Here is a 20154-nt window from a genome sequence, read left to right as displayed (position 1 = left end):
AAAATTATAGTTATTTAACTAAAGTTCTCTTATTTAGATGTATGAAACATATCCTAACACTTTTACTACTTATTAGTATGCCCAGTTTAGGGCAAATACAAGTACTGTCTGAACTTGACTTTCAGGCTCAATATGGCAAAAGTCTAGCTGAGGTGTTCCTAGAGGAGGGTGCTACACCTCATTCTAATGATGGTGCAGTTATAGCCAGAAAACAAAGGCTTCAGTATGTGCTAGAGGCTCAAATGAAGGAAAACGGTCTTTTTCTAGCTGATATAAATGGCTACTTAAGTATGACTTTTGGGTATAGTAAGCAGCAAAATTTAAGCTTGGCGACTTTTACAGTTATGCGATATGGCATCTCAAAAGAGACTGGAAACTATGAAAGAATTATAGATACATTATCTCTTAAATCCATTGCTCCAAAATTGAAGCCAATTATTGAAACGTTTTATGTTAGCCATATAGATGAAATGAGAAGCTTAGGGGAAGGTCCTAATGGGTTTAGTTTTTTCAATGATGACAAACTAGGAAGTACTAGCTTAGCCATTTTAGAGAATAAGGACACGCTAGGCACTTTAAGAAGCTTAGATTTATCAAACCTAGGTCTTACTAAAATCCCTAAAGCAGTTTATAAATGTAAGAACTTAGAAAAGCTTGACTTATCAAATAATGCCTTGAAGAAGGTGCCAAGGAAGTTATGGTCGCTTAAGAATTTGAAGACTGTGACTTTGACAAAAAACTTATTGACGGATAAGTCTATAAAAACCAAGCGACAGGATTCTTTGTCATTGCTAAATCTTCAGTTTAATAGAATTACTAAAATGCCTAGGTCATTGAGAAAGTTTGGTAGCTTAAATGATTTATTTCTGGGCAATAACTATTTGTCAAATTTCCATATCCAGAAATTTAAAAAGCTTCCGCCTATTAAGAACCTGAATTTATATAATGGAGGCTTAAAGGCTTTTCCAGAAAATATAGGGTCATTTATTTATTTGGAGGAGTTGGATGTTTATTATAATGAGTTGCGTGCATTATCGGGTAATATTGGTCAGTTGAAAAATATTAAAACATTGGCGGTAGCTAATAATGATTTATGGGATTTGCCTCAGGAGCTAGGTCAATTGGAGAAGCTCGAAACGCTTTATGCTCATCATAATAAACTTGATAAGTTGCCTGAACTTCCAGTTTCTATCAAATTACTTGATGTAGGGTATAATCAGTTTAAGTCTCTTCCTGAGCAAATATTGTACTTGAGTCATTTAAAAGAGTTGGATATTTCTAATAACTCATTTGAGAAGTTGCCGCAAAATTTACTAGAAATTCAAAACTTAGCCGTGCTTTTTATGGCAAACTGCACGGTTCCGCTGAGAGAATCAGAAAAAGTGGAGTTGGAAAATTTGAAAGAGAATTTAGAAAGCAAGGGAGTGGAGGTTCGCTAAAAATTTTAGCTAAATTGCTATTAGCATATTTGATGCTTTTTAGATTGATAAATTGAGCATACTTTTGAACCTACAATGAAAGATATCAAACTGTTTTACAGTACCGAAGAGGTAGCACAGCACTTTGAAGTAGCCCCTTCAAAAATTCGTTTTTATGAACGAGAATTCAATCTGAAAATTCAGACAAGAGGAAAGAATAAGGCTTTCACCAAAAAGGATATTGAAAAGCTAAGCGAGATTATTGCTTTGGTAGATGAAGATAATTACACGCTTCAAGGTGTTAAAGACCAACTGAAATCGAAAAAAGTAAAGCGAAATTCTAATCAAGATGTGATTGATAGGCTTACTTATGTAAAAGAGGTTTTGGTTAAAATTAGAGGATAGGCTATGCAGGAAGATTTAGTGTATAAGCTGGCTCTAAAAGAAGCAGATGGCATTGGTGGCGTTCTTTTTAGGCATTTGATAAGCTATTTTGGTTCTGCCAAAGATGTTTTGGAGTCGCCGGAAGGCAAGCTCCTAAAGACGCCAGGAATAGGCCCAGGTACAATTTCTAGTATCAAAAAAGCCAGAAAGGGATTGCAAGCTGCAGAAAAACTCATGGAAGACTCTGTTAAAAAGAATTTCCAGATAATAAGTTTTCAAGATGACAACTACCCTCAAAGGTTTAAAGGACTTTATGATGCTCCGCCAATAATCTTTTGTCAAGGTTCAAAAGACCTGAACTATACTAGAACCGTAGGCATAGTAGGAACTAGAAAAGCTACGGACTACGGAAAAGAGGTTACAGAAAATATAGTGGCTGAATTGGCCGAATACGGTGTGGCGGTGATAAGTGGCTTAGCGTATGGAATAGACATAGCTTCACATAAAGCGGCATTAAAAAACAATCTTCAAACGGTGGCAGTGATGGCAGGTGGATTTGACTTTGTGTATCCTGCAGCTCATAAAAAGTACGTTAAAGACATCACCGAGAACGGAGCTTTACTCACGGAGAATAAGAACGATGTGAAGCCTATTGGTCCTCAGTTTATTGCCCGAAATAGAATTATAGCTGCATTAAGTGATGCCGTAATTATAGTGGAGTCGGCTAGGAGAGGAGGTGGCCTTGTTACAGCAGAATACGGGAATAATTACCACAGAGAGGTTTATGCTGTGCCCGGTGCATTGGGAATGACCTATTCTGAAGGTCCGAATACATTGATTAGGTTAAACAAAGCTAAAATTTTTACCTCGGCCAAGAATATTATTGGAGACCTGAATTGGACCTTGGATGGTGAGCCTACTTATGAACAACCTAAGTCAGAGTTAGACTTGTCAAGATTTACAGACGATGAAAGCAAGGTGCTCTCTTTGTTTATGCAAAAAGGGGAGATGCAAATAGACGATTTGAGTTTTGAAACCAATATCCCTCTAAACAAACTGGCATCACTATTACTGAATCTTGAGTTTCAAGACCTCGTAAAAGCAATGCCAGGTAAGAAGTTTAAGCTGAAATAGCCTATTTCTTCTTTAAATCTTGAATCACAACTTTCTTACTTTCGAATACTTGCGTAGCTTTTTCAAGTTCTACTCTTGCAGCTAATAATTCGTCGGTTAAACCTTCAAATTGGTCTTCAGCTTTTTTAAGTCTGTCAGCATTTTTTTCTTCCAAGTTTCTAGTTTTGATGATTTTCTTTTCCTGTTTAGAAAACTCTTTGTCAAGTTCATCAGGCTCAGTTTCTGTACTATCTGCCACATTGACATCACGCTGAAGAATTTGCTGATACACTTCATTTTTGTCTTTGATAATTTCAGCTAGTTTCTCTGGAGATTCAGTAAGCTTTTTACCGTATTTTTCCTGAGATCTTAAGTTTGCAGCTAATGCTCTTTCAGCTCTAGACTTAGATTTTTCAGCATTGTCATGAAGTTTCTCCGCTAATTCTAAATCAGTATTGGCCATTCTTAACTCTTCATTATAATAGGCTAGGTCGTAGAAATCATAAAGTAACCTTTCTAATGCTTCTGGGTTAACTTGGTTATTGGCTAAAGAGCGACCGTTTTCGTCTAATAATATGACATGAACTGCAGAGAATTCTTTGTGGTCTACTATATAACTGATAATAGTTTTCAAATCACGGCTAATATTGCTAGAGTTTACCTTTACGGTTAAAAGGTCTTTATCATCAGAAACACTTCCTGTTTTTGATAAATAGGTTTTCCAGTCTTTTTCTAAACCTTTAGCATCAGATCGTATAAAGATATAATCTGTAGTAAACACTTCCCCTTGATATAGAGTGGAGCTTTTAAGGATGTGTTGGGCAAATGAACTTGAGGCTACAGTTAGGCAAACAAGTAATAAAAATGCTGTTATTTTTTTCATAATATTTTTGGTTAAAAGGAACGTTGGCAAGATAAAATTATCTTTTCGTTTTTATGATTTTGGGTAAAGATTAAATAAGAGTCTCCTCCTGTATTAAGATGGTGTTTCTTGCAAATGGTCACAGGATTTAGAGGAAAATTTCTCGCCAACACGTTAAATTTTTGCTTTGCCAAAGGCTTTAAAGCCTTTGTGCTATAAGACAACACTTTTTCAATGATAAATGTTCTACCAGGGAAATCTTCAACGAGAGCCTCAGAGGTATAATAATGGCTATGCTGAGCTATCTTAGCGACCTCATACTTTAGAGCTACACTTTTAAATGCCCCTGCTTTCATAATGGCAGCATTAGGTTCATATAGATATTTTTGAGGTTCTTGAAATGGTGTGAAAGCTTCGTTTTCTTCTTCAATAGTATGGCTAAAAGTTTCGGTCTTATCTTTCTTAATGTTCGTGGAGACGATTTTGACTGGGGTTTGTTCTTCCGAATCGGTAATAGTAAGTAGAAGTTCTTTTACCTCGTTTTGAACAGCTACGATTTCTACTTTTTTGATATTGCTAAGTGTTTTTAATACAAGCTGGATATCTAAAAGAGGAGAGTATTTGACAATGATGTTTGAGCTTAGCTCCAAAAGCTTGGGTAATAAGTCCACCAAATTTGGACTACAGTCCTCGAGTAAAACGAGTTTTTTATTGTTTTCACCTCGCCTGTCGGGGTCTAGGTAAATCAAATCAAACTTTTTAGTGCAGTTTTCTATGTAATCTTCCGCTTTTTGATTGACGAAGTCAACATTATTAACGCCCAACTTTTCAAAGTTATATTTGACAATGTTCTGTAAAGACGATATTGCTTCGCAAGAAATTAGTTTGTCAAACTTTTTAGCAAAAAAATAGGAGTCAACACCAAAGCCACCAGTGAGGTCTAGGGCTAAGTTTCCGGCGTAAGCCTCAAACTTATGTTGTCCTGTTTCTTCAGAAGAGCATTGTTCAATATTTATTAACTCAGCTCCAAGAACTCCTTTCTTCTCAAACCAGGTAGGTATTTTAGTTTCTAGCTTTTGTAGGAATTGATATTGTTTAAGAACCGCTCTAAGAAATTCAGAATCCCACTTGTTTGGGTTTTGTAATGCATACGCTGTGATATCTATTTTACCTAAGCTTACTGCTTGATTATGAGCGTCTATTAGCTTGTTTAGTAACATTGATTGAGAATTTCTTTCGTTTGATGGAACTTTTTAGTCCGTTTTTTTGATTCTAGTACAGGAATTATGATGTTAAAAAAAATCGGTAGAAATATTGCTCTGCTCTTATTCTTGTTGACCTTTTTGGGTGGACAAGTGTATGTGCTTCGCGTACTTACCGAAGTTAATATCAGTACTCTGCTTCAAAGTAATGAAGAACATGACAATGAAGACGACTCTCGTGACGAATTAGATGCAAAAAAGTTAACAAATGTCACTTTAACAGATGAGTTTTTCTATTTCATTGGTCAAAGTTCTTGTTATAATACAGAAAGCCCATCTTACTATGATGGCGACTTTGCTTCTATTTTTGGGCCACCTCCCGACTGCATTTAAATTTAGTTTATTGTTTGGTTAGATCTGTCTTGTTTAGCGAGCGGTCTATTCTTTTTTAATTCTCAATCAATTATATTTTATGAAAAACGAATTTTCGTTTAAGAATGTCGGTGGCGATCTGTCGGCAGGTTTGGTGGTGTTTTTAGTAGCACTTCCGTTATGTTTAGGTATTTCTTTAGCCTCTGAGGCTCCTCTTTTTTCTGGAATTATAGCTGGTATTATCGGTGGTGTGGTAGTTGGGGCTATTAGTGGCTCTAAGCTAGGTGTAAGTGGGCCAGCTGCAGGTTTGGCAGTAATTGTTGCTTCTGCCATTAATGAATTTCAGATATATGAAATTTTCTTAGCCAGTGTGGTGATAGGAGGTTTTATACAGTTAATCTTAGGTTTTATTGGTGCTGGTAAAATTGCCTTTTATTTCCCGTCATCTGTAATTAAAGGAATGCTTGCGGCTATTGGTATTACCATAGTTTTAAAACAAATTCCTCATGCTTTCGGTATTGATACAGACCCAGAAGGGGACTCTAGCTTTATTCAAAGTGATGGAGAAAATACTATTTCTGAGCTGTTTAATCTAGGTAATTTTAATACAGGTGCCCTTGTTATTGGGGTAGTTTGTTTAGCTATTCTTATTCTATGGGATAGAAAATGGGTAAAAGAGAATAAAGTTTTAAGTATAGTTCCTGGACCGTTATTGGCAGTTTTTGCAGGTATATTTATTAATTTCTTCTACCCTGAGAATTTATCTTTAGCAGCTGAGCATATGGTTCAATTGCCTGAAACAGAATCTGCAGCAGGCTTTTTAGAGCTTTTTAGATTTCCCCAATGGTCGGCTTTTACTAATATTAGTGTAATTAAAACAGGTTTTTTAATTGCCATTATTGCGAGTTTGGAAACGCTTCTTTGCGTGGAAGCTACAGATAGATTAGACCCAAGAAAAAACATTACTCCTACTAATAGAGAGTTAGTGGCTCAAGGTGCAGGAAATATGTTGTCTGGTTTAATAGGTGGTATTCCTATTACGCAGGTTATTGTAAGAAGTTCGGCAAATATTCAGGCGGGTGGTAAAACTAAAACTTCTGCTATTTTTCATGGTATTCTTTTATTGGTTTGTGTAATGTTCATTCCAAACCTTTTAAATATGATTCCTCTTTCAGCTTTAGCGGCTGTTTTAATCATTGTAGGTTATAAACTTGCTAAGCCAGAAATGTTTAAAAGAATGTATTCAGAAGGACATGATCAGTTCATTCCTTTTATGGTTACTATTGTTGCTGTATTGTTTACAGATCTTTTAGTGGGTATTTTGATTGGTTTAATGGTAGGTATAGGTTATGTACTTTATACTAACTTTAAGTCGGTTATTAAACCTTCAAAAACGGGGAATCATACTATTATAGATTTCCAAAAAGATGTTTTCTTTTATAATCGTGCTGAACTGGTTAAAAACCTAAGTAAATTAGAGGAAGGTGATGAGTTAACTTTAGATGGTAGAAATATTGACTTTATTGACCATGATATTTTCTTAACTATCGAAGACTTTGTGAGGGATTCCGCCAAGAAGAATATTAAAGTAAATGTTTTGGACATAAACCGAACCAAGCTGAAGTTTGGAAAAGGAGATGAAAAGATAGGTTTAGAAGAGACAATTTAATTAAAAAAGAGATTATATAATGGAAACATATAAGAAACTATTATCAGAGAATAAAGAATGGGCTAAAGCTCAAAACATAGTAAACCCTACCTTTTTTAATAAAATGGCCGAAGGCCAAAGTCCAGACTTTTTATGGATTGGCTGTGCAGATAGCCGTGCCCCAGCAGATAGAATCACGAATACGCAGCCAGGTCAAATCTTTGTTCATAGAAACGTAGCCAACTTGGTAGTTCATACAGACATTAATATGTTATCTGTATTACAGTATGCTGTAGAGGTCTTAAAAGTAAAACACGTAATGATAGTTGGTCATTATGGCTGTGGTGGTGTGAAAGCTGCCATGTCAAATGACAATATTGGTATCATTAATAAGTGGATAAGACATATTAAAGATGTCTTTGTAAAGAATGATGCAGAATTATCTGCTATTGAAGATAAAGACGCCAAGTTTGATAGACTATGTGAGCTTAACGCCATAGAGCAAGCGAAAAACTTGATTAAGACATCTATCATCCAAAAAGCTTGGAAAAATGGTGATGGCCCTCATGTTCATGCTTGGATATTAGAATTAAAAACAGGTTTGATAAAAGAACTTTTTGAAGCTCAAACAGGCGATACTTCTTCAATTGAAGATATTTATAAGTACGATCTGTAAAAAGTAAATAGTTTTTTTCTTCGAAAAGGAAGACGGTGAGTTTGAGATATTAAATCTTGACTCATTTGTCTTCCTTTTTTGGTATATATAGTTTGGATTTGACCCATTTCAAGGGCGTCTTTCTTTTCTTTTTTTTTGATTTTTTAGTTTAATGATGAGTAACTATGACTAATATTTCATTTTAAATCGTCTAAAACCATTAGTTCACAGTGCGATAAAATCCCGAAATATTAATAGTCCTACTTTGTCAGAATTAGCCATTACGAAGTTTGAATTTGGGTTAATATTGTATTATAAAGTAGTGGGTGCTTAAGCTATATTTTTATCCTTTTTATAGGTCAGTTTGGCTTTACTTTTTGAGTCATGTTTTAGTTTATTTTGTTAAAAATAAGACTTGCTTAATTGTTTAATCGATTCAGCTAACTGCCCGTTTATTAACTAAATGTTATCATTTTCATCAAGTGTTTTTCCTGCTTCTGGTAATCTATACTTTTGCTGCTCATCAATGAAGTTTACTTTTTTTGGGACAGTCCAGGCAAGATGAAATTGTCATTGTAATATACCATGTTTGATAGCTGGTAGGTCAAAATAGCATTAGAAATAGGTGGGACAAAAAAACTTATTTAATTATAGCAATTCATGAAATATTACCAATATTGCAAATGTTCTTACACCAGAGAACTTAATTATTCATTGATAAAAGATCATACTTTAAACTAAACTCAAAATTTAATTACTATGAAAAAACTCTATTTTAAGCTCACGTTGTATCTAGGGCTATGTGCAGTACTCATGTCAAGCATGAGTTATGCAGCACCCTTGGTAATAAAAGTTAGCGGGCAGGTAACTGACGCTGCTGACGGAACGGAAATGATAGGATGCTCTATCAGTGAAAAAGGTACTACAAACGGGGTTCTTAGCGACGCAAGTGGTAACTTCAGTATTAATGTTAAAGACCAAAACTCTGTATTGGTATTCGATTTTATAGGATACGCAAGACAGGAAGTGGTAGTAGGAAGTCAAACTACTATCAATATCCAACTTGTGCAGGAGGCTAATCAATTAGATGATATTGTGGTTTTAGGTTATGGTACACAAAAGAAATCTGATGTAACGGGTTCTGTAGGAACCGTTAAAAGTGAAGACTTTAATAAAGGAGTAGTTTCTAATCCTGGTCAATTACTTCAAGGTAAAATTGCTGGTGTAAATGTAACATCCGTAAGTGGAGAGCCTGGAGCTGCCCAAGATGTAGTAATACGTGGAGTAGGTAGTTTACGCTCTGGTACTACACCACTTTATGTGATTGACGGATTTGTACTTGATAACTCTGGCAATGGCTTTGCTAGTAATCCTCTTAACTTTATTAATCCTCAAGATATTGAGTCAATAAACGTTCTTAAGGATGCATCAGCAGCAGCTATTTATGGAGCTAGAGCCGCAAATGGTGTAATTGTGATTACAACTAAAAAAGGTAAAGAAGGTAAGTCGGAAGTTAATTTATCAGTTTCTACAGCCACTTCTACTTTAGCTAATAAGATTGATGTTTTTAGTGCTGCAGATTTTCGTAAGAATGTAGTAAGTGCTGGTGGAACGCTATTTGACGCTGGTGGAAATACAGATTGGCAAGATGAATTGACAAGAACTGCTCGCTCTACAGCTACTAACTTGTCAATGAGTGGTGCAGCGAGTGAGAAATTTTCATATTTCGCTTCTCTTGGTTTAGACAATCAAGAAGGTATTTTGAATAACAGTAGTCTGAAACGCTATTCTGGAAGACTTAACTTAAACCAAACTGCCTTGGGTGGAAAAATGAAAATAGCCTATAATTTTATAGGAGCCCAAACAGAGAATTCAAGACCAGATGGAACTAACATGGTAACGGACATGCTGAGGTTAAATCCTACCATTCCTGCTCGAACCAATGGAATGCCAACTCTTTTAGATGATATCTTAAGCCCTGTAGCCAGACAAGATTTGTATTCTGACGATGCTGTGAATAGCCGTATAATTGCAAACATTTCTCCAAGCTTAGAACTATACAAAGGCCTTACTTACAAGCTTAACTTAGGTGTAGATTTCTCATCTACAGATAGAGCTGTTCAGACAGTACCTTACGCTTTATTAGAAGGTTTAGATTTAGGTTCTTTGAATTCTATTTATTCAAAAAATAGCAACAGTCTGATTGAGAATACATTGAATTATGTATTTGCTAAAGATAGACACAACATGAGCTTTTTAGCGGGGCACTCTTTTCAGAAGTTCTTTGAGAATCAAACTTCTTTTCAGCGTACAGGCTTTGCCAATAATGACATCGAACCTCGTTATCAAGACCAGTTAAGTACCACGGAGCAGCCTACCATAGTAAATACATATGCCACAAAAAATGAGCTTCAATCGTTTTTTGGTAGAGTAAATTATGGTTTTGCAGATAAGTATATGGTGACCGCTACTTTTAGAGCAGATGGTTCTTCTAAATTTGGTGCAAATAACAAATATGGTTACTTCCCATCTTTTGCAGCAGGTTGGAACATCACAAACGAAGACTTCATGTCTGGTTCTACTTTTACCAATTTAAAGCTTCGTGCCAGTTGGGGACAAACAGGAAATCAAGAGATTCCTTCTAAAATTACGCAGGCAAACTTTAATGATAGCCGTGCAGATAATGATACGTATCCTTTAGACCCAAATGCTAATACGCTTGACGACTATCCTTACGGAACTATCTATACTAGATTGGCAAATCCGAATATCCAGTGGGAGGTTTCTACTCAAAGTAATATTGGTTTAGATTTTGGCTTGTTTAGTAACAAATTGACAGGTACTGTAGATTACTTTAACAAGGCATCTACTAACATTTTATTAGAGGCAGTTCCTGCTGACCCAATTCAGCCGACACCTACTTTCTGGACTAATGTTCCAAACATGGAAATTAGAAACTCAGGACTTGAATTAGCTCTTGACTTTCAAAACGGTAGCCAAAGTGGCTTTTACTACAATGTTGGTGGTAACGTAACTTTTATTAAAAATAAAGTGGTTGACTCTCCTTATGCGGTTCTAACTACTGGTGCCGCACAAGGTGCTGGTCAAACGGGAGCTACTATCAATGGTTATATTAATGGAGAGGCTATAGGGTCTTATTTCATGAAAGAATTTATTGGAATAGGTGATGATGGACTTAATCTATTCAAAGACCAAAATGGTGACGGCCAAGTGATAGAGAATGACAGAATAGTGGTAGGTTCTGCTTTGCCAAGTATGCTTTATGCCTTCTACACCAACTTTGGATATAAGAATTTTGATTTGAGTCTTAATTTTAATGGTGTTTCTGGTAATAAAATTTACAACCATACGGCCATGTCCATTTTCAATAAAGGAAACCTAGCGTCTTCTTTTAATACTACAGACTTCGCCGTTCAATATCCTGAAGAAGGAATTACTAACTCAAACGAGGTTTCAACAAGATATTTAGAAGATGGCTCATACCTAAGAATGAACAATGCAACCTTGGCTTATAAGCTAAGTCCTCAGAAGCTAGGTATTGACAAGTGGGTAAATAATATTCGTTTCTCAGTAACGGGTCAAAACCTATTTGTAATAACAAAATATACGGGTTATGACCCAGAGATTAACTCTGGGAGTTCTATTGGTGGTGTTCAAACCTTCGGTATTGACCGTTTTACATATCCAAAACCACGTACATTTTTACTTGGTTTAAATGTTACATTCTAAATAAAAAAGTGCTCACGAGGTTAATTAACTTTTTCAAGAATTAATCAGAAGGAGCTAATAATATTAAAATATATATTCGAATGAAAAGAAATATTTTACTCGCATTTGCAATCGGATTACTCACAGTGATAGACTGGAGCTGTACCGATTTAAAAGAAGAAGTGTTAGACGAATCCTTGTTTGGTCAAGGACAGGCGGAGGTTATTAGTGGAGCCATAGCCCCTGCATACGGTCAAGTGTCGTGGACATGGAGACATACAAACTATTATGGTTTACAGCTAATCTCGGGCGATGATGCTATTTTACCTTACCGTGGAGGTACAGATTGGTTTGATGGTGGAAAGTTTTTAGATACACACCGACATACCATTACTCCAGGAAACGACCTTGTTGGTAGTTCATGGAACGAGCTTACGCTAAATATTTCTAGAACTTTATCGGCTATTGAAGTGCTTCGCCCTTTAGTGGCTGCGGGAAATACTGCGGCTCAAGGCCCTTTAGATGAGATGGTAGCTCTAAGAGCGTATCTTAATATGATAATGTTAGATGGCTGGGGATTGGTTTTTAGAAAAGAATCTTCAAACGAGACCTCAGAAGTAATAAGAGGGCAAGTAGCTATTGATTACATCAAAAGCGAACTAGAATCAGTAGTAGATCGTATGGGAACCAGTGGAGGACCAGGAAGAATTACACAAGGTGCTGTGTATGGTTTCTTAGCAAGACTTCATCTAAATATGGCGGTATATAAAGACCCTTATGGTACACCAGATTTTGCTAAAGCAGATATGGATAAGGTGATAGAATACACCGATAAGATTATCAATTCAGGTAAATATGATTTATCTCCTGAGTATTTTGAGCTGTTTAATGATGAAAACAATTCTAATGCGGAGTTAATTTTTGCTCTTGACCAAAGAGGTGTTTTACAGAGAGAGCATAGCCGTTGGGCATATTGGTCAATTGCAGGTTCGCAATGGGGTAGGTTAGAGTACCCTAGTTCTGATGGTACAGATGGTCCTGCTATTACATCTGATTTTTATCAAACATGGGTAGATAGTTATGGCAATGTAGACCCTGCTGCTGACGCTAGGTTTTACCAACATAATATCAATGTTTCAGAAGAACTTGCAAACCTAGAAGGTAAGTCTCCATTAAATGATGAAGATAATTATATCTGTATGACTCCAGAAGAGTTTGAAATGAACCGTGGAATTATTAGAGGAACACCTTGGGGGCCAAGAAAAAACTCTGATGGACAGTTTATCACATGTGAAGGTGGTTACAGAATTTATCCTGTGAAACAAATTAAGGGTAATGGCCCTGATAAGAATGTGGCTTATGTAGATCATACATTACAAGTTGATTTCACAAACGAAGGAAGATTGCACAAAACAGGTTATAGAGTTGCCAAATATCAATTTAGCCGTACATCACCTAATGCTAACAACTTCAGTAGTGTAGATTTAGTATTGATGAGACTTGGTGAAATATACCTTATGCGTGCTGAGGCAAAACTGAGAAATGGAGACAATGCGGGAGCTCTTGCAGATGTGAATACATTAAGAGCTTCTAGAACGGCTCGTCCTGCTCAAACACCACCAGCATTACAATCTATTAATTTAGAAAGTTTATTGGCTGAGAGAGGGTTCGAACTTTACTGGGAAGGTTTCCGTCGTACCGACCAAATTCGTTTTGGAACATACGAGGATTCTTGGACAGAAAAAACAAATTCAGATCCAAAAATGAGATTATTTCCAATACCTCAAAGTGCAATTGATGGTGCTTCTAACATAGAAGGCTACATTGTTCAAAACGACGGGTATTAATATTTAGACAAGCTTATAATAGGGGTGGGGGAGCAGTATTGTTCTCCCACCCTTTTTTTGTTTAAGATTAAACATTCAAATCAGGGTTTGCCCTAGTTTGTCTTTGTTTTAATTTAAAAAATGGATGTCATTCTTCCGATGAGGAAAAATTATTACTAGTTTGCTTTCTATAGCTAATCTATAATAATCAACCCTTTATAATGACACCCAAAAATTTTGATAAAACCGCCTATTGGCGTAAAAACCTAAAGTACTTAGGAATCTTACTGAGTATCTGGTTTTTTGTTTCCTATATGTGCGGCATTGTGCTCGTAGACCAACTAAATACCATCAGGATGGGTGGTTTCAAATTAGGCTTTTGGTTTGCCCAGCAAGGGGCAATTTATGTATTTGTAATTCTAATTTTCGTGTACGTCAGATTGATGAACAAATTGGATAAGGAATTTAACGTAAACGAAGATTAAGAAATGAGCATAACTATATGGACCTACATTTTAGTAGGGGTAACTTTCGCATTATATATTGGTATTGCTATCTGGTCAAGAGCAGGTTCTACCAAAGATTTTTACGTAGCTGGTGGAGGTGTTTCGCCTCTGGCAAACGGTATGGCTACAGCCGCCGACTGGATGTCTGCAGCCTCATTTATTTCCATGGCTGGTCTTATTTCGTTTATGGGCTATGATGGCTCCATTTATCTTATGGGCTGGACAGGTGGATATGTTTTACTGGCTTTATTACTAGCTCCTTATCTTAGGAAGTTTGGGAAATTTACTGTTCCAGATTTTATTGGTGATAGGTATTATTCTAACACAGCCAGAACCGTTGCCGTAATTTGTGCATTGTTTGTCTCATTTACCTACGTAGCAGGTCAAATGCGTGGTGTTGGTGTTGTTTTTTCTCGTTTCTTAGAGGTCGACATAAATACAGGGGTAATCATTGGAATGGCAATCGTGTTTTTCTATGCCGTTTTAGGTGGCATGAAAGGTATTACCTATACACAGGTAGCACAGTTTTGTGTCTTGATATTTGCCTTTATGGTGCCTGCATTCTTTATCTCTATTCAAATGACAGACACCATCTTACCGCAGTTAGGTTTTGGTGCTAAAATGTCTGATGGCGTTTATTTGTTAGATAAATTAGATGGCCTGCAAAAAGAACTAGGCTTTGCAGAATACACCTCGGGTTCAAAATCTAAATTAGATGTCTTCTTTATTACGGCCGCTTTAATGGTGGGTACGGCAGGTCTTCCGCATGTTATTGTTCGCTTTTTTACAGTACCTAAGGTGAGTGATGCCCGTAAGTCTGCAGGATATGCTTTGGCTTTTATAGCTATACTTTATACTACGGCTCCAGCTATTTCAGCTTTTGCTAGAACTAATTTGATTCAAACGGTAAGTAATACAGCATATGCTGATTTGCCTGCTTGGTTTGGTAATTGGGAAAAGACAGGCTTAATAGGCTTTGAAGATAAAAATGGAGATGGTCTGGTTCAATACGTTGCCGACCCTAAAATAAATGAATTAAAAATTGACCAAGATATCATGGTGTTAGCCAATCCTGAAATTGCCAATTTACCTAATTGGGTAATTGCTCTGGTAGCTGCTGGAGGTTTGGCGGCAGCATTAAGTACGGCAGCAGGACTTCTTTTGGTTATTTCTAGCTCTGTTTCGCATGATTTATTAAAGAAGCAGTACATGCCAAATATGAGTGATAAAGCAGAGTTGCTTGCAGCCCGTTTAGCCTCTTTTGTAGCAGTATGTGTGGCTGGTTATTTTGGTATTTATCCACCTGGCTTTGTAGCATCTGTTGTTTCCCTCGCTTTTGGCTTGGCAGCAGCGTCTTTCTTCCCAGCCATTATTCTTGGGATATTTAATAAGCGAATGAATAAAGAAGGAGCCATTGCCGGAATGATAACAGGGCTTCTGATTACCATGTATTATATCGCCAGATTTAGATTGCATTGGATAGGAGACGAAGCCACAGCTACAGAAGCAGATTGGTGGTTTGGTATTTCACCAGAAGGTTTTGGTACGGTAGGTATGATAGTCAATTTTACAGTGTCTTTAATCATATCAAGGTTTACACCAGCACCACCAGAAGATGTTCAAGAAATGGTAGAAACCATCAGAATTCCCAGCGGAGCTGGGGAGGCTACGGGGCATTGATAAATAAAACTGGAGAGTTTGATTTTTTGAATAAAGTTCACCTAGTTTTATATGGGTGAACTTTATTCGTTTTATAGTTTATTTATCAGCTTCATATTAAATTTATCATGTAAACTCACAACTAGAAAATGGAAATGATACTTAATCTAAACCAAGCATTGATAATTTGGCAGATTGCCAACTTTAGTGCCATTGCTCTCTTAATTTATGCTAGCTCAAAGATTTTCCAAGGTTCTATGTTATCATACTTGTTGTAATAGGTACCTATTTAGGTTTGAAAGAATAGGACTTTAAAATATTAAAAAAAAAGCAATGAATATTTCTATTGGAGTTTTGGCTTTAGAATTTACAATACTAATTCTACAAAATTTAAAGAAATCAAGAATCCTTCTGGTTTTTGTTATACTTTCAAATAGTTCTTTCTCTCAAAGCTTTAATATGGTTGCTGATGTACAGATAGTGGAGGAGGATTCAGAATATGGCGAGAGTATCGTTTTTAAAAACAATTTATATTTTGTTGGATATCAAAATACAGTAGGTTATTGCCTATTCAAAACTGATGGAGAAGCGAGTCCTTCTGTGGTGTACAATTTTGGAGAAATTAAAATAACAAATTTGGCTCAAAATAGTAACTACTTGGTTTTTGTTAAAGATGACGAGTTATGGAAGACTGATGGTACACCGTTTGGCACTGAAAAAGTTTTGGAATTGTTATTTCCTTTTTCGAATAGGTTCCTTTTTCAAAATGATCAGGCCTTCTTTATTACAAATCTGGCTTCAGGCTTTCAATCTATTAATCGATTAGATCTTATTTCGAATGATACACTGACGCTAAAGTCGACACAGAATTTGAGAAGTGTAAAGCCTATTGGAGAGATAGATGAAAAAACATTTTATGCTGGGTATTTTGGAGACTTTGGATATGAGATATTCTATAATTCTGTTGGTAGTGATTCACTTTTTTTACTAAAGGATATTAGCCCAGGAATTGCAAATGGTTTAGATGGTAACACCCATATGGCTAAGTTCGATAACAAAATTTTCTTCATTGGAAAGAGTATAGAATATGGAAATGAGCTTTGGGTAACGAATGGTACTGAAGCAGGAACATACATGTTGAAAGATTTATATTCGGGAGCTGGTAGTTATAATTATATTGGTTCTCAAATGTTTTCAGTCAATAATGGGATTGTTTTTAGAGCTAGTAATTCTATTTTTGGTTCAGACGGAACAGTAGAAGGAACAAAACTTTTGGCTAGTATTAATGTGCCTATTGGTGCTTGGCGTAAAGGAGGAGAGAGGATCTTTATAAATACTGGATATAATTCTAACTCCTATGTTTATATTGCCTCCGCAGCAGGAACCTATGGTAAACGAATGGGCAATAGGATAAACGAGATTACTTTTTTTGAAAATAAGTACATCTATTCTAGCTTAAACGAATCGCCAAAAGGGTCAGAGTTATTCAAATTTGAAGAGGGAACCGTTTCCCTATTGGAAAATATAAATAAGGAACCTAATGGAAGAACTGGGTCGTCCCAAAATTCTTCTTTCCCAAAACAGTTTAGAGAAGTTAATGGTAATTTATTATTTCTAGCGACCGATGGATTTAATGGTACAGAATTATGGAAAACTAAGAATGATTCAACATACTTATTTTTTGAACTAAATAAAGATACAATTCAAACTCCCAGTTCAGAACCTACAGGTTTCTTTGAATTTAATGGCTTTATTTATTTTCAGGCTTTTGAGAAAGAAGGAACGGTGAAATGTCTTTTTAAGACGAACCCTGAAAATTATGAAACTGTAAAAGTATTAGAAACGGCTAATCCAATAGACCAAATTGTTCTTTTAAATAATCGGATTTATATAAACGCATCATACGAAAGACTTATTTCTGATATAGGGGGTGATTCTTTTTCTACTGTGAATCCAAGCAATGTATTATATGCAGCCTCCAATATTAAGAAAGATTCAGTTTTTTCGACATACAATACTATTTCTAAGATATCTTCTGACTTGAACGTGACTCATTTCACCACACTTGAGGCTGGTAATGAAGTAACAAAGGGTTCTAAATACTTAGTCAATGCTCAAGGCAATTATTTCGTAGCGGCCGAAACGAATGCTTACGGTCGAGAGCTTTATAAGTTAAATCTAGAAACGCTAAGTATTGAGCTTGTTAAAGACATTTCTGCTGGTGGGGCTAATACTAACATAATTGATATTAAAGCATTTAACTCAAACGTTTTGTTTGTTGTTGAATTGGATTATTATACCAGAGAATTATGGTTTTCGGATGGGACCGAATTAGGAACAAATAGAATAGGCACTTATTCATACGGTTACGGTGCCCCAATTTCGTTAGAGAATAATGCAATTCTTGGTGATTTTTTCTATTTCTCTGCCAATTTTTCAAATATGGGATTTGAGTTGTTAAAAACAGATGGAACATTTGAAAATACAGTATTAGTTAGTGATATGGCCAATGGAGAATGCTCAAGCTCCGACCCAGGTAACTTTTTCTTTAATAACGGAGATTTGTTTTTTGAGGCTAGGGTGGGATGTAGTTATAAATTATTTAAGATTAATGAAAACTATCCGGAATCTATAATATCCTTATCCGAAAAGCCTTATAATTCTTTTCAATACCTTCCTTGGGATATACATAGAATAGAAAAAATGGACTCCCGAAATGTTATTTTTAACGCCAGTGATGGTAGTGAGGGTATTTCTGGATATGAGCTTTGGGTTTCGGATGGAACAAAAGATGGGACAAAATTATTTTATGATTTAAGAAGGGGACTAGGGAGTTCTAACCCATCTGGATTTTTTCGTTTTGAAAATAAAATATTCTTTAGTGCAAATGCTAATTCAAAAGGCTTTGAGCCTTGGGTTTTGACTTTGCCAAATTGTCCGGATGATTTATTTATTAATTCAAATCTTAAGGCGGACTTAATTTCAAATTCTAATTATTCCACTGTCATTGAGAGTAAATTAACTGAAAATGTAAGTTCTGAGGTTTTTTTATATTCCAATGGGAGTATTCTTCTGAAGCCTGGCTTTGAGACTGAAAATTTTAGAATATTCAAAGCTGCAATTAGTTCTTGCCCAAATTGAGTTTTAAATCGAGTTTCCAAAGTGATAGCTTTCGATATATCCCAAAGGAAATTGATTTTCGCTCCAAAAAAAGACAAAACAGGTCAATACTTATAAAAACGCTGTGTAATTTAGATAAGCAACTGTTCAGATGAGCAGTTTACGTTTATTAATATTCAACCTAATCACTCATGAAATTCTCCCCTTATTCACTCTTACTATTAGGGTTAGCCTTTACTTCGTGTCAAAAAACAGAACCTAAAAGCCTTCAAAATTCAGATTTAGTTTATGCTGATTATCATCCTAAAGAATCTGATTTGCCAATTTCAAGAACTGCTTATAAAAACAAGCTAGAAGGGTTTTGGCTAGGACAGTGCATTGCTAACTGGACAGGTTTGGTGACAGAGATGGATAAGATTGGTAATATAGGAGCTATTAAAACTGGCGATTTCTATACCAGAGAAGACTGGGGTAAGCCAGACTTACCAAGTATTTTCTCAGAAAACGGGGAGACTAGTAAATGGTCACCTACACTGGATTTTGTATTAGAAGATGAAGGAGGAATTTGGGGAGCAGATGATGATACGGATATTGAGTACATTTATCAGGAATTACTTTTAGCAAACAAAACAAGTGTACTTTCCGGTGAGCAAATAAGAGACGGCTGGTTAAAGCATATCAAAAAGGAAGAAGAGAATTATCTGTGGGTCTCAAATCAAAAAGCACTCGATTTAATGAATGAGGGTTTGGTTCCCCCTGCCACCGGTGCTCCTGAAAATAATCCGGAATATGAGATGATTGATGCTCAGCTAACCACAGAGATATTTGGGTTTTATGCCCCTTCGAGACCTGATGCCGCTATGAAACTATCTCTCTTACCTATTCAAACAGTAGCAAGAGGTGATGCCCAGTTTATTTCTGAGTTTAACGTAATTATGTATTCTTTGGCTTCCAGTATTGATGAGTCTAAACCAATAGCAGATAATATAAAATGGATGGCAGAGGAAGCTCGTAAGCACTTGCCAAATGAAACCTATTCGGCTAAAATGTATGATTTTGTCAAAGCTCAATATAAGGCAGGTAAAACCTGGGAAGAGGCTAGAGATGCTGTATATGAGCGTTATCAAGTTAACCAAGAAGATGGTTATGAAATGACCTCACGGAATATATACTGCAATGCCTGTTTTGCTGCAGGAATTAATTTTGCAGCTAGTATAGTGAGCCTTTACTATGGCGAAGGAGATCTTAAAGAAACCATCAAAATTGGATCTCTTGCTGGCTGGGATTCAGATAACCCTACGGCTACTTGGGGAGGTTTGATAGGTTTTATGATAGGAAAAAATGGTGTAGAAGCAGCTTTTGGAAGAAAATTTGCCGACAAGTTTAATATTCATAGAACCCGTGTGGGCTTTCCAAATAATGGGATTGATTCTATTCCTAACATGGCCAAGAAAGGCATTTATGTGATTGACCGAGTAGTGCAAGAAGAGCTTGATGGAGGTATTGACCTTGAAAAGGATTTATGGTACATACCTGCCGCTAAATAATCGCCATCTAATTGATTATCAATTTTAGAAGAACCGTTTTAGACTTTTGAGCACTTCAGTGAAGTATGGTACATTTGTCTTAATTATGCCATTTTCCTGTCTTTTTGTAGCTT

At 36.1% G+C, this 20154-nt stretch carries 14 protein-coding genes; 12 read left to right on the top strand and 2 right to left on the bottom strand.

Annotated elements, in window-relative coordinates:
- Positions 1-41: 41 nt before the first annotated feature.
- The 3 genes from AC0L6O_RS15285 to dprA all read left to right on the top strand — a co-directional run bounded on the left by AC0L6O_RS15285 (position 42) and on the right by dprA (position 2936).
- Positions 42-1439, top strand: a complete 1398-nt coding sequence (locus AC0L6O_RS15285) for a leucine-rich repeat domain-containing protein (RefSeq protein ID WP_473303548.1) — start codon at positions 42-44, stop codon at positions 1437-1439.
- Positions 1440-1514: 75 nt separating this feature from the next.
- A complete protein-coding gene (locus AC0L6O_RS15280; RefSeq protein WP_473303547.1) occupies positions 1515-1823 on the top strand; it encodes a MerR family transcriptional regulator in 309 nt (102 codons plus the stop codon).
- Between the two features lie 3 nt (positions 1824-1826).
- Complete coding sequence (gene dprA, locus AC0L6O_RS15275) at positions 1827-2936, top strand: DNA-processing protein DprA (protein ID WP_473303546.1); 1110 nt, start codon at positions 1827-1829, stop codon at positions 2934-2936.
- Position 2937: 1 nt separating this feature from the next.
- Here dprA and AC0L6O_RS15270 read toward each other — a convergent pair whose 3' ends face one another.
- Positions 2938-3798 carry a hypothetical protein gene (locus AC0L6O_RS15270; RefSeq protein WP_473303544.1) on the bottom strand — a complete coding sequence of 287 codons (861 nt, stop codon included), beginning with the start codon at positions 3796-3798 and terminating at the stop codon, positions 2938-2940.
- 11 nt (positions 3799-3809) lie between these two features.
- Entirely contained in the window at positions 3810-4997 is a 1188-nt protein-coding gene (locus AC0L6O_RS15265; RefSeq protein WP_473303543.1) for a THUMP-like domain-containing protein, read from the bottom strand.
- A gap of 66 nt (positions 4998-5063) precedes the next feature.
- Here AC0L6O_RS15265 and AC0L6O_RS15260 point away from each other — a divergent pair, with 66 nt between their 5' ends.
- From AC0L6O_RS15260 to AC0L6O_RS15220, 9 genes are all read left to right on the top strand, one after another.
- On the top strand, positions 5064-5372 hold the full coding sequence (locus AC0L6O_RS15260; protein ID WP_473303542.1) for a hypothetical protein: 309 nt from the start codon (positions 5064-5066) through the stop codon (positions 5370-5372).
- A 79-nt stretch (positions 5373-5451) separates the two neighbouring features.
- Complete coding sequence (locus tag AC0L6O_RS15255) at positions 5452-7020, top strand: SulP family inorganic anion transporter (RefSeq protein WP_473303541.1); 1569 nt, start codon at positions 5452-5454, stop codon at positions 7018-7020.
- Between the two features lie 19 nt (positions 7021-7039).
- Positions 7040-7675: a carbonic anhydrase gene (locus AC0L6O_RS15250; protein ID WP_473303540.1), complete on the top strand. Its 636-nt coding sequence runs from the start codon at positions 7040-7042 to the stop codon at positions 7673-7675.
- 738 nt (positions 7676-8413) lie between these two features.
- Positions 8414-11404 (top strand): SusC/RagA family TonB-linked outer membrane protein, encoded by a 2991-nt coding sequence (locus AC0L6O_RS15245; protein ID WP_473303538.1) that lies wholly within the window; start codon positions 8414-8416, stop codon positions 11402-11404.
- A gap of 80 nt (positions 11405-11484) precedes the next feature.
- Positions 11485-13230: a RagB/SusD family nutrient uptake outer membrane protein gene (locus AC0L6O_RS15240; RefSeq protein WP_473303537.1), complete on the top strand. Its 1746-nt coding sequence runs from the start codon at positions 11485-11487 to the stop codon at positions 13228-13230.
- A 200-nt stretch (positions 13231-13430) separates the two neighbouring features.
- On the top strand, positions 13431-13694 hold the full coding sequence (locus tag AC0L6O_RS15235; protein WP_473303536.1) for a DUF4212 domain-containing protein: 264 nt from the start codon (positions 13431-13433) through the stop codon (positions 13692-13694).
- Between the two features lie 3 nt (positions 13695-13697).
- A complete protein-coding gene (locus AC0L6O_RS15230) occupies positions 13698-15395 on the top strand; it encodes a sodium:solute symporter family protein (protein WP_473303535.1) in 1698 nt (565 codons plus the stop codon).
- Positions 15396-15707: 312 nt separating this feature from the next.
- On the top strand, positions 15708-18515 hold the full coding sequence (locus AC0L6O_RS15225; RefSeq protein ID WP_473303533.1) for a hypothetical protein: 2808 nt from the start codon (positions 15708-15710) through the stop codon (positions 18513-18515).
- Positions 18516-18685: 170 nt separating this feature from the next.
- Positions 18686-20041, top strand: coding sequence for an ADP-ribosylglycohydrolase family protein (locus AC0L6O_RS15220; RefSeq protein ID WP_473303532.1), 1356 nt, complete (start codon positions 18686-18688; stop codon positions 20039-20041).
- Positions 20042-20154: the final 113 nt, after the last annotated feature.

It is taken from the genome of Arcticibacterium sp. GJ41-1 (assembly GCF_055808875.1).
This window is presented reverse-complemented; position numbering and strand designations above follow the sequence as displayed.